10 protein-coding genes are annotated in these 12,449 nt (G+C 41.7%); 2 read left to right on the top strand and 8 right to left on the bottom strand.

Annotated elements, in window-relative coordinates; translation table 11 throughout:
- Position 1: 1 nt before the first annotated feature.
- The 6 genes from nuoG to ndhC form a co-directional block, all read right to left on the bottom strand.
- The gene (gene nuoG / locus ACN19N_RS03205) at positions 2 to 2,686 is read right to left on the bottom strand and encodes an NADH-quinone oxidoreductase subunit NuoG (protein ID WP_269229676.1); all 2,685 of its coding nucleotides are present in this window, start codon (positions 2,684 to 2,686) and stop codon (positions 2 to 4) included.
- 11 nt (positions 2,687 to 2,697) lie between these two features.
- Positions 2,698 to 4,023 (bottom strand): NADH-quinone oxidoreductase subunit NuoF, encoded by a 1,326-nt coding sequence (gene nuoF, locus ACN19N_RS03200; protein ID WP_269229675.1) that lies wholly within the window; start codon positions 4,021 to 4,023, stop codon positions 2,698 to 2,700.
- Positions 4,020 to 4,529 (bottom strand): NADH-quinone oxidoreductase subunit NuoE, encoded by a 510-nt coding sequence (gene nuoE, locus ACN19N_RS03195; RefSeq protein WP_004675093.1) that lies wholly within the window; start codon positions 4,527 to 4,529, stop codon positions 4,020 to 4,022. The genes nuoF and nuoE overlap by 4 nt, the downstream gene beginning before the upstream one ends.
- Before the next feature lie 12 nt (positions 4,530 to 4,541).
- Positions 4,542 to 6,329, bottom strand: a complete 1,788-nt coding sequence (nuoC, locus tag ACN19N_RS03190; protein WP_046740048.1) for an NADH-quinone oxidoreductase subunit C/D — start codon at positions 6,327 to 6,329, stop codon at positions 4,542 to 4,544.
- Between the two features lie 85 nt (positions 6,330 to 6,414).
- Positions 6,415 to 7,092 (bottom strand): NuoB/complex I 20 kDa subunit family protein, encoded by a 678-nt coding sequence (locus ACN19N_RS03185; protein ID WP_004638049.1) that lies wholly within the window; start codon positions 7,090 to 7,092, stop codon positions 6,415 to 6,417.
- Positions 7,093 to 7,098: 6 nt separating this feature from the next.
- The gene (ndhC, locus tag ACN19N_RS03180; protein WP_004663758.1) at positions 7,099 to 7,650 is read right to left on the bottom strand and encodes an NADH-quinone oxidoreductase subunit A; all 552 of its coding nucleotides are present in this window, start codon (positions 7,648 to 7,650) and stop codon (positions 7,099 to 7,101) included.
- A gap of 397 nt (positions 7,651 to 8,047) precedes the next feature.
- Here ndhC and ACN19N_RS03175 point away from each other — a divergent pair, with 397 nt between their 5' ends.
- Both ACN19N_RS03175 and ACN19N_RS03170 read left to right on the top strand, forming a co-directional pair.
- Positions 8,048 to 9,466 carry a diguanylate cyclase gene (locus ACN19N_RS03175; protein WP_420001950.1) on the top strand — a complete coding sequence of 473 codons (1,419 nt, stop codon included), beginning with the start codon at positions 8,048 to 8,050 and terminating at the stop codon, positions 9,464 to 9,466.
- Positions 9,467 to 9,558: 92 nt separating this feature from the next.
- Positions 9,559 to 9,915 carry a hypothetical protein gene (locus ACN19N_RS03170; protein WP_293743973.1) on the top strand — a complete coding sequence of 119 codons (357 nt, stop codon included), beginning with the start codon at positions 9,559 to 9,561 and terminating at the stop codon, positions 9,913 to 9,915.
- 83 nt (positions 9,916 to 9,998) lie between these two features.
- On the opposite strand, the gene bfmS is transcribed toward ACN19N_RS03170, so the two are convergent.
- Together bfmS and bfmR are read right to left on the bottom strand one after the other, a co-directional pair.
- Positions 9,999 to 11,639 (bottom strand): sensor histidine kinase BfmS, encoded by a 1,641-nt coding sequence (gene bfmS, locus ACN19N_RS03165; RefSeq protein WP_293743975.1) that lies wholly within the window; start codon positions 11,637 to 11,639, stop codon positions 9,999 to 10,001.
- A gap of 40 nt (positions 11,640 to 11,679) precedes the next feature.
- Positions 11,680 to 12,396, bottom strand: a complete 717-nt coding sequence (gene bfmR / locus ACN19N_RS03160) for a response regulator transcription factor BfmR (protein ID WP_269239106.1) — start codon at positions 12,394 to 12,396, stop codon at positions 11,680 to 11,682.
- Positions 12,397 to 12,449 lie beyond the last annotated feature (53 nt).

Below are 12,449 nucleotides of genomic sequence, written 5' to 3'. Positions count from 1 at the left end.
ATTACACTCCTACTGCCACAGACACAGGCTCTGCCAATGAAACGGTTGGTGCTAGACCAATTGGATAACCAATATAGCCTGTTGGTAAATATTCGATGACTTGTACAGGTAAGCTGATGCTCGTTTCGCCTGCTTTCACGGTAATACGTTGACCATCTTGAACATTTAAGCGCGTCGCATCTTGTTCACCCACGGCAAACATCGCTTCAGGAATACGTGATTCCATTGCTGGTGTTTTAATCGTGAATTCACCAGAACCAAAAATATGGTGCATTGGCACAAGACGGAAGCTTTCAGGATTCACAACCACGGCAGTCGGTGCAACATAGCTACGTGCAGGACGTTTTGCTAAGCGATCGAATAAACGCACACCCGAATCACCACCTTTTAAGTGACCACCGACTTCATCTTGGTACTTGTTCCACGCTTGTGGCGAGTTCCAACCCGCAGCCCATGCGAAAGGTACTAAAGACGATGCTGTCTGATTACCCACATAACCTTCCATCGAGAAAGTTAATGCTGAATCTGGATCAGTTGGTTGTTTTGGCTCGTGAATCGATAACGGCGCACGCATTGCAGTACGACCTGAGTAACGACGTGGCTCTCGTGCAATTTTCAAACCATGAACACGATAACCTGCATCTGGCGCAACATCTTGAATCGCTTCAAGTACAGGCACATTTTTCACGATGTCATCAATTACATCATCAAGCAATGTCCAATCGACTGCTTTACCTTTAAGACCTGTCTCAACAGCATGTAACCAACGCCATGATTCTTTGATCGCATATTCAGGCTTGTAGTAGCTTGGGTCATAGACTTGATAGAAACGCTGCGCACGACCTTCTTGGCTCACGACAGTCCCGTCACCTTCAGCAAAACTTGCCGCAGAAAGCACGATATCCGCAAGTTTCAAGGTTGGCGTTTCACTGTGATCCAATACGATCACAGTTTGAGCTTTATCAAGCGCAGCTTTTACTTGAGCAACTGGCAAACGACGAGTGAGGTCATTTTCAACCACAACTACGGCATCATAGTCTTGTGCAAAAGCTTGTTCTAAACTTAAACCACCGAATAATGCCAAGCCCATTGAGTTCACTTCAGGAACAGTCAATGATAAACCTGCATGTTCACCTAAGTTTTGTGCAACCTGTGCAGCCGCTTCGATAATCGCAGGATCTTGTAAACTCGTACCAGAAATGATCAAAGGCTTTTTCGCTGCTTTCAAGGTGTCTGCAATCGTTTGTGCAAATGCTTTTGCATCATCAGCTAAACCAGAAAGCGCTTCGCCTTTAACAGCAGCCGCAACCGCGAAACCTAAACGTGCGATATCATTTGGCGATGCAACTACTTCACCCGTTGCCACATCCGCTAAACGTGTTTGCGTTGCAGCAAGAATATAGATTGGAGATTTAGCATCTTGACCAATACGTTGTACAGGCTCTGCCAACCAATCTGGTGTACGCGTTTTAGCTGCCATTTCTTTGGCTTTATTTTTCGCTGCTTGGCGAACTGATAAAGCCATACGTGGCGCAGTTTGGGTTAAGTCTTCACCCAAGATCAATACCGCATCGTAGCTTTCAATTTCACGCATGTTCGGGTTGTAAATACCCTGTGTTTGCATGATTGATGCAGCTAATTCAACCAGATTTTGCTCTTTTTGAGACAATCCAGTTGAATAATTGTCTTGTCCAACCAATTGACGTAGCGCATAGTTTGATTCCAAGCTTGCGCGTGGCGAACCAACACCTAATACTTTTTTGCCTTTTAGTTGAGCAATTACTTGATCAAGTGCTTGATCCACACTCACTGTTGTAACAGCATCACCATTACGGAACTGTGGTTGACGTGGACGATCTTCACGATTGACATAACCCGTACCAAAACGACCTTTATCACACAGGAAGTATTGATTTACTGAGCCATTGAAGCGGTTTTCAACACGACGGATTTCGCCATAACGCTCACCTGGTGAGATGTTACAACCTGAAGAACAGCCTTGGCATACGCTTGGTGCATATTGCATGTCCCACTTACGGTTATAACGTGCTGAATGCGTCTTATCAGTAAATACACCAGTCGGACAGACTTCAGTCAAGTTACCAGAAAATTCAGACTCTAAAGTTCCTGATTCTGGACGACCGAAATAAACACGTGATGCATTGGCATAGACACCAAAGTCTGTACCACCCGCATAATCTTTGTAGTAACGCACACAACGATAGCACGCGATACAGCGGTTCATTTCATGTGCAATAAACGAACCCAACTCTTGGTTATGATGGGTACGCTTCGTGAAGCGATAGCGACGACGATCGTGTTGCGTCATCACCGTCATATCTTGTAAATGACAGTGACCACCTTCTTCACAGACTGGACAGTCATGTGGGTGGTTGGTCATTAAGAATTCGACGATTGATGCACGAAAATCTGTTGCTTCTTTGTCTTCAATAGAAATAAAGGTATTGTCGGCAGCTGGTGTCATACAAGACATGACTAAGCGCCCACGTGTATCTTCCGCATTATTATATTGCGTAACAGCACATTGACGACAAGAACCAACAGAACCTAAGGATGGGTGCCAACAAAAATACGGGATGTCGATACCAAGGCTGAGACATGCTTGTAGCAAGTTTTCAGAGCCATTGACTTCATACGATTTTCCATCGACATGAATTGTAGCCATAGTCGAATTCCTTAAGCTTGTTCTACGTCAAGAGCAGGAGCATGGGTTTTAACCTTTGCTTCAAACTCATGGCGGAAATATTTTAATGCGCCCATAAGCGGCTCCATCGCACCCGGTGCATGAGCACAGAAAGTTTTACCGATCCATAATTTACGCGTCAGTTCTTGTAAATGATCGATATCTTCTTTCTTACCTGTACCTGTTTCGAGTGCTTTCAGCGCTTTGACTGCCCAAGGTAAACCATCACGGCACGGTGTACAGAAACCACATGATTCACGTGCAAAGAACTCTTCTAAGTTACGCGTTGCAGAGACCATACATTGGGTTTCATCCACCACCATCAACAAACATGTTCCTAAACGTGAACCTGCTTTCATGATGCTTTCAGCGTCCATTGGCAAGTCAATGTGCTCAGCTGCTAAAAAGTCAGTCGAAGCACCACCTGGTAACCATGCTTTTAAAGTGAGACCATCACGCATACCACCCGCATGTTCTTCAATCACTTCACGCGCTGTTGTACCAAAAGGAAGTTCCCAAAGTCCTGGGAATTTCACCTTACCTGATGCACCATAAATCTTAGTACCTGGATCTTTAGACTTATGTGCAGAAAGGTTGATATACCACTCTGGCCCACGCAACATGATTGCTGGCAAGTTATTGTAGGTTTCGACGTTGTTGACAATCGTTGGACGACCCCATGCCCCTGCAACTTGTGGGAATGGTGGTTTTGTACGCGGATTGGCACGACGACCTTCTAGCGAGTTAATCAATGCAGTTTCTTCACCACAGATATAACGTCCTGCGCCCGTGTGAACATACATCTCAAAGTTCCAACCAGTACCGAGGATGTTTTCACCCAAGTAACCTTTGGCACGAACTTGCTCTAATGCTTCATTTAAGTATTGAGCTGCTTCGATGTATTCACCACGAATGAAGATATAACCATGCGTTGCTTCAAGGGTATAACCTGCGATCAACATACCTTCGATCAATTGATGTGGAAGTTTTTCCATCAACAAACGGTCTTTAAAGGTACCTGGTTCCATTTCATCAGCATTACAAATTAAATAGCGTGGACCACCATCATTCGGTGCCATCAACGACCATTTAATTCCTGCTGGGAAACCTGCACCACCACGACCTTTAACTGTCGCAGCTTTAATCACGTCAAGTACATCTTTTGGTGGCATGCTGAGCGCTTTTTTGAAGCCTGCATAACCTTCTAAAGCTTCGTATTCATCAGCAGCACGAACGTGTTCTTGCTTACTCAAACGCCAAGTGAGTGGATGAGTTTCTGGATTACCGTCGCCATAAATTGGTTTTGGTTCAGTATTCATACATACTTCTCCAATAACTGTTTAACTGATGACACATCCACTAAACCGTGAGTATCTTCATCAATCATTAACGTTGGACCTTTATCACAGTTGCCTAAACAGCAAATTGGGAGCAAGGTGAAACGACCATCTGCTGTGGTTTGTCCATACTGGATGCCTAACTCTCGCTGAAATGCTTCTGCTAAAGTTTCTGCACCCATCAAGAAGCATGCAATTGAGTCACATAACAAAATCACATGACGACCTACAGGTTGGCGATAAATACGGTTATAGAATGTTGCTACACCCTCTAAATCCGCCACACTGATTGTCAACAATTGCGCAATTGCATTCATTTGAGCATCATCTACCCAGCCATTACGACGTTGTACGCATTTTAATGCATCCAATGATGCCGCACGTGGATATGGATAGTGATCAATATGGTGTTCAATGTCATGGATTTCTTCAGCAGTCAAAATCCCTTCAACATTCACACGAGGTTTTTTATCAGTCAAAATCATCATAATCGTTTAACCCTAGCGATCCACGTCAGCCATAACCACGTCAATGGTCGCCAAATAAATGATCAAGTCAGAAACCAAACTGCCATTAATCACAGAAGGCATTTGCTGCAAATGTGTGAAGGTCGGTGTACGAATACGAGTACGGTAACTCATCGTTGACTTATCTGAAGTCAAGTAATAAGTACTCGCACCTTTCACCACTTCAGTCATAAATGATGACTCACCTGCAGGCATGACAGGACCCCAAGATACACTCAAGAAGTGCGTAATCAAGGTTTCAATATCTTGTAATGTCTTATCTTTTGGTGGTGGAACAGCCAGTGGATGATCCGCTTTATAAGGACCAGATGGCATGTTGTCCAAGCACTGTTGAATAATTTTCAACGACTCAGTAATTTCACGGAAGTGAACCAAAACACGTGCATATGCATCGCCTTCATATTCCACTGGAATATCAAAGTCGAAGTTTTCATAACCACTGTATGGACGATATTTACGAACGTCAAAATCAATACCTGTCGCACGTAAACCAGTACCCGTCACACCCCAAGCCAACGCAGATTTAGCATCGTATTGCGCAACATTGCGGGTACGACCAATAAATACTGAGTTTTTAAGTGCCGCAGTGTAGTACTCGTTCAAACGTTTTGGCATCCACTCTAGCAATTCTTTAACAAGTTTTTGCCAGTTGTTTGGAAGGTCATGTGCCGTACCACCGATACGGAACCATGCTGGATGCATACGGTAACCCGTGATCGCTTCAACGATGTCATAGACTTTTTGACGGTCTGCGAACATATAGAATACAGGGGTCATACCACCCGCATCCTGAATCGCTGTACCACAGAATAATAAGTGGTTATTGATACGGAATAATTCGTTCAACATCACACGAATCACTTGCGCACGCTCAGGTACTTTAATACCAGCAAGCTGTTCAACCGCCATCACATAAGGCATGTTTTGCGCACAACCACCTAAGTAGTCAACACGATCCGTATACGGAATGAATGAATGCCATGTTTGACGTTCAGCCATCTTTTCCACACCACGGTGGTGATAACCAATATCAGGTACGCAGTCTTTCACCTCTTCACCGTCCAACTGCAATACCACACGGAACGCACCGTGTGCAGATGGATGGTTAGGACCTAAGTTCAAGAACATGAAGTCTTCATCAGCATTGCCGCGTTTTAGACCCCAGTCTTCAGGCACAAAGCGTAGGTGTTCTTGTTCAAAATCCTGTTTCGCTTGATTCTGCATATACGGCGTATATTCTGTCGCACGCGCAGAATATTCTTTACGTAATGGATGACCTTCCCAATAGGTTGGTAACAAGATACGACGGAGCATTGGATGCCCAGCAAAATCGATACCAAACATATCGTAAGCTTCACGCTCGTACCAGTTGGCATTTGGCCAAATATTGGTTGCGGTTGGGATGCTTAAATCATTTTCATTTAATGCAACTTTAATACGAATATCACTATTACGCTCAAGCGATAACAAGTGATAAAACACAGTAAAGTCTGATGCTGGTAAACCATCACGGTGAACACGTAAACGCTCATCAACCGCAGATAAGTCAAACAGCATTACATAAGGACGTTCCACTTTACGGAGGAACATAAGGACTTCTTGCACGCGTGCGCGCTCAACCCAGACTGTTGGAAACTCTTCAAAAGTCGCCTGCACATAGAAATTCTCACCAAATTTGGTTTTGAGCTCTTCTACGATTGCAAATGCTGGGCGTGAATCAACTTGCGTTGACTCTGGCATAGCAATGTCAGTTTCAGCCATTGGCTTGGCTTCCTATTTAATACAAATTCTGGCAATTTTCCCGATGATCATATCTATTCAGACATGTCATAATTCATCGTTCAAATTATTTAATTTCATCCATAGAGCGTAAGTTTTTCACCGCAATACGTTCCGCATTTTTACGATCGCGTTCTGGCATCATCTTTGGCTTATACACAGGCTGAAGATCATCACCAATCACCGCTGAAAGTGGACGGCGCTCTAGTTGAATTTGGTCTTGAAGTAACATCAATGCTTGGATCAATGCTTCTGGACGAGGTGGGCAACCTGGGATGTACACATCAACAGGAATAATTTTATCGACACCTTGTACTACAGAATAGATGTCGTACATACCACCAGAGTTTGCACAAGCACCCATAGAGATGACCCATTTAGGCTCAAGCATTTGTTCATACAAACGTTGAATTACAGGTGCCATTTTGACAAAGCAGGTTCCTGCAACAATCATTAAATCTGCTTGACGTGGTGAAGCACGAATAACCTCAGCACCAAAACGAGACAGATCATGTACACCAGTTAAAGTCGTCGCATATTCAACATAACAGCATGATGTACCGAAGTTAAAAGGCCATAAAGAGTTTTTACGACCCCAGTTCACTGCGGTATGCAACACATCTTCAAGACGTGTCATCATCACACTTTTATTCACTTCTTCCTCAAGAGGATCAGTTACGATTTGACGATCTTGTAATGGATACTGATCGGCATCTGGATTCGCACGGGTTAAAGTATATTTCATCCCGACTTACTCCTGTTCAAATGATGATGTAGTCGGTGTTTTAGACTTAACACGACCAGAAGACTGCGCTGGAATATGACCAGTAGGATCGACAACAAGCTCTTCAATATTATTGAATCGAGTAATGTCAGCAATATTCATATTCGGTGAACCAATTTTTGTTGTCACACCAGCAGATTTACGACGATCTACAGGTGCCCAATTCAGCGCGCCTACAGAAATTGCATAAACCAAAGCGATCAAAAGATCCACAACAAAAATAACGACCGTGGTAAATCCAAACCAACCTACTTCACGAACTGATGTCGACCATGCGTAGAGGTAAAGAGCTTCCAAGTCAAAGACAACGAAGAAAATTGCAACTAAATAGAATTTGGCTGACAAGCGGATACGAGCACCGCCCGCACCAACTACACCTGATTCAAACTGCTCTTGCTTCGCACGCCCCCATGCTTTACCCCCGAGGAGTAAGGGAACTGTAAGCATAAAAACGCAAAGAAATGTAACGCCGATCACGAAGGCGATAATCGCCCAATCGTATGGAGTAATGGCACTCATGCGGGGATAACTCCTGGCAGGCCTATTTTTAACAAAGAATGTATGTATTGGCCTTCAAATACACCAAACACAAAATTAATCCCGCCAATTGTACCTGATTTCTAATTTCTCATGCTAGTTGAAGCGCTTTAGTCTTTAGGATGATTTTGTTGATTAATTTCCTCATACGACCTAGATCGCTACAAATTCACCCTTAAAAATCGAATTATCAAATCGACTAACCAATATTGATCATTTTTTTCTTTATTCTTGCGCCAAAAATATCCGCAACTTGTCATCAATGCTCAAAAATATTGCAGCATGAACTAAATCATTGCATTGATACAAATTTGTGCTGAAAATTTAAACAAAATTTATATAATAGCCCGACCTAATTCCTCCAAGGAAAAGTGTCAGGATGACTCAATCAATGGCAGCATCAAAACCTAAATCACTTTTGCAATTATTTTTCGTTTTCGCTGCTGTGATCTTTTTTTGTTGTCTCATCGGTATCGCCACCCGACACTTAACATTTCTTGCTTCGTTTTGGCCAGCCAATTCTGTTTTATTGGGTTTACTGATTCGTTTTCCACAAACACGGCACCCGATTAGTTTGATCGGTGCAATCGTAGGCTACTTGCTTGCGGATACTTTGCAAGATACTCCATTTTTACTCAACCTCTGTTTAACTACAGCCAACTTGTGCTATGTCTTGACCGCACTTTTCCTTTACATCAAGTTAACTTCACTGATTCGCTCTATGCATCAAGGTTACTTCTACTTATTCTTATTTAGCTTCTGCTGTGTGGGTGCGGTATCAAGTTCTTTATTTGCTGCATTTTCCCTTCCCGACTTTAATACCAAATTCTCTCTTGGTTCGTTTTGGATTGATTTCGGACATTGGTTTACCGCTGAAATTCAAAATGCTTTGTTAATCCTCCCTGCTATGCTAAGTGCACCTGTACTTGGAGAGTTCAAACAACAAATTAAAGAATTTAAAGCGCTCACTGTTCAGGAAAGCCTACCTTTATTTAGTGTTATTTTTTCAATTGTAATCGCTTACTATGACACTGGTCCCGGTTCAGTACTTTATCCAATTGCCGCATTAATTTGGTGTGCTTTACGCTATCGCCATTTTTCAGTCACAATTATTACGTCTGTGAGTTGTGCTTTTATTATTTATCACGTCTCACAAAACTATTTACTGCTCTATCCAGAGCGATATTTAAATAACACCATTTCTATACGTTTGGGTTTAATCATGATGACAATTGGACCGCTCACAGTTTCCAGCATTAATATGGTGAGAACGAAGCTAATCCAAGAGTTACAACATATTATTGCTCATGATGAACTCACCTCAAGCCTGACTCGACGTCAATTTTTACAGTCAGTTCAACTTTTACAACAGCAAGCAAAAAACTCCGCCCAAACGACCGCTTTTTTCATGTTAGATATCGATCATTTTAAACAAGTGAATGATAACTATGGTCATCAAATTGGAGATCGTGCGTTACAAAGTTGCGTCCAGACCATTCAAACCATGCTGAGACCGCATGATTTACTTGGTCGTTTAGGTGGTGAAGAATTTGCCATTTTCATGACTGATATAGATGCAAACACAGCCTATCAAGCTGCTGAGAACATCAGAAAAAGAATTAGCCAAACACCTATCAAATTAGAACAACAAAATGACTTTTATATCCAAGTGAGTCTAGGAATTTATATCTGCGAGGCAGAAAACCTACAATCTATCGAACATCATTTCAAGCAAGCTGATGACGCCTTATATCAAGCCAAACGCCAAGGTCGAAATCAGGTTGTCATTTCGACATAATATGTTGCAATTCAGCTACATGCTTTAATTAACTTTATACACTATTCAGCTGAGAGATCGGTATTCTAAAAGTAGCAAACAAGGAGAAAAATATGCATTTAGAATATACACATGACTCAGATTATTTCTTTTTTTCACAGCTGCTGATGCGGCACATTGAAAGTTATATTCGGAAACACCCTGATACTGATAATGCAATTTTCGACCTAAGAGATATCTATGAAGTCTTTAGAGAAGACTTTGCGGCAACGACAACCAATCTTGAAAGTATTCTAAACATTGCTGATAGCTATAAAGTTGAAACATTAAATGGCGATCAACCATTGATTAAAAGTTATAAAATAGACGTAAAAAATAATTCATTACTTCTGGATTTTAATATAGATGCACTGAGTGGCTTAAGATCTGGTCATCCATTAATCGAACCGGATTCATCTGTTCACGAATAAACAATATTTATGCTTCATAAGAAAGCCAAAGCTTGATGCTTTGGCTTTCTTATGTTCTTCACACAAACTTAAATGAATTAAAACTATTTTTTTATGTTTTGTTTATAGCGCTTCGCCGGCCATGTCATGGTAAAACGTGCGCCACCTAAGTTAGGGCTTTGGTCTACCATAATATCTCCACCGAACCAATACGCGATACGACTCACGATTGATAAACCCAACCCATACCCACCAGATGCGCGTGTACGACTATCATCCAAACGAGCAAAGGCTTCAAAAATACGTGCGCGCTCTTGCTCTGGAATGCCCGGCCCATCGTCCTCTACACAGACATATGCCTTACCATCAGCACGAACACCACCACTAATTCGAACTTTATGATCGCAATAACGAACCGCATTTCCAACCAAGTTTTGCACCACACGATGCAAATAGCGACGTTCAGCATCTACAGATAATGACAATGGCGGTGCAATTAACTCAATTTCTTTCTGAGTTTTTAATGCCTCAGTTTCCATTGCAACTTGATCAAGCACTTCGACCAACACAATATCTTCGATATCTAAAGATGGCGTACCCTGCTCTAGTTTGGCGTAAGTCATAATTTCATCAATTAAAGTATTGAGTGCTTCAATATCTTTATCAATCATATCGACTTGCTGAATTCGATAATTATAGTCATCTTCTTCAGCTAACATTTCCATGCCAAAACGAATTCGTGCCACAGGGGTTCTGAGTTCATGCGATACTGCGCGCATTAATTCACGTTGTGCTTCAATCAACCGCTGAATGTGATCTGACATATTGTTATAACTAGATGCCAAATTTGCCATTTCATCAGTGCCTTCAATCGGAACACGTAATGACAAATCACCAGACTTCATTTTATTTAAAGCTAAACGAACCTGACGAATTTTCCGCTCAAGCGGTAAAATTAAACCGTAAACACCTAGACTTAATAAGAATAAGCTAAATAAGGTAATACCTGCTGAAAGCTGAAAAGGCATCCAATTAAACATTGGAACTGGACCTAAAATCAGGACTTGTGCAGGATGATTTGGCATTGGAGAAACAATCGAAATGGTTGTACCCCGTACAGTTGCACTATCCTTATATAACAAAATACTTTGGTCTTGACGTAAACGACCGATTTGCTCTGAATCTAGATTAATATCTTTAATATTGGCAATCGTAATCGGATAGTAAAAATGCTTTTTAATTCTTTCTAAATATTCACGCTCTTGTCCCGGATAAAAAATCAAATAATCCAGTACAAAAATTGGCAATGCCTTCATTTGGCGCTCGCCGAGCTTATCCACTTTGATATAAAGATAATGTTTCGCATCATCTTTGAGGCCAATAATGATATAACCCACACCGTTATTGGCATCATAACGAACCACTGATTTCTGCTCAGCAATCCGCTTTTTCTCAGTACGAGAAAGCTCTACACGTGCTGCATCAACATAGTAGATTGGAAGTTCTAGTAAATCGGAGGCATCAGAAATCCAATCTAGCTTTTGTTGTTTTTGAGGCTGTCGAGATACCCCCTCACTGATGACATATGAAATACCATCCGTCAGATATTCACGATATTCTTGCGCGCGTTGATAGTTGATGACCTGTACCAGCAAATAACAAAATGCGGCAACAACAACAACTAAAACCACTAATCCAGCATAAATTCGCAAGAAAATACTGTTTTTAAGTACTCGACTTAGCATAAGGGAGATAATTCCAAGCTAATTTTAAGCAAGATAGACATTACATCCCGTTAGTTTCTTTAACGAATAAATAACCTTTGCTACGCACAGTTTTGATACGTTTTGGATTTTCTGGATCATCACCAATTTTTGGACGAATACGTGAAATACGCACATCGATCGAACGGTCTTGACCATCGTATTCAATACCACGGAGACGCTCAAAAATATCTTCACGAGATAAGATGCGCCCTGCGTTTGAAGCTAGCAACCACAATAAGTCATATTCAGCGCTCGTAAAATCAACCAGCTCACCGTTTAAAGTCACTGAACGGCCACCGTTATCAATCACGAGATCATCAAACTCGATACGTTGAGCAACTTCGTCTTCAACTGTTTTATCAGTACGACGTAATAAAGCACGAATACGAGCTAATAAAACACGTGGTTGAACTGGTTTAGCAACATAGTCATCTGCGCCCATTTCTAAACCAAGTACTTGATCCATATCTTCAGTACGTGCAGTTAACATCAAAATAGGATGATGATAATGTGGACGAACTTCTCGACAAACGGTTAAACCATCTGCACCCGGTAACATCACATCCAAGACAACTAAATCTGGTTGCTCACTGATAATACGGCGAATCGCACGATTACCATCTGTTTCGACCCCAACTTCTAAACCGTTACGAATCAAATACTCTTGTGTTAAGCGAGCTAAACGTTCGTCATCTTCAACGATCAAAATTTTTGGTAACTTTTCTTCTTGGCTCATTTGTATGCCCCTACAATTAGAGTGAATCTATCTATAAAAATCTGACAGATACA

This window comes from Acinetobacter sp. LF10, from assembly GCF_048585715.1.
Lineage (GTDB): Bacteria > Pseudomonadota > Gammaproteobacteria > Pseudomonadales > Moraxellaceae > Acinetobacter.
This window is presented reverse-complemented; position numbering and strand designations above follow the sequence as displayed.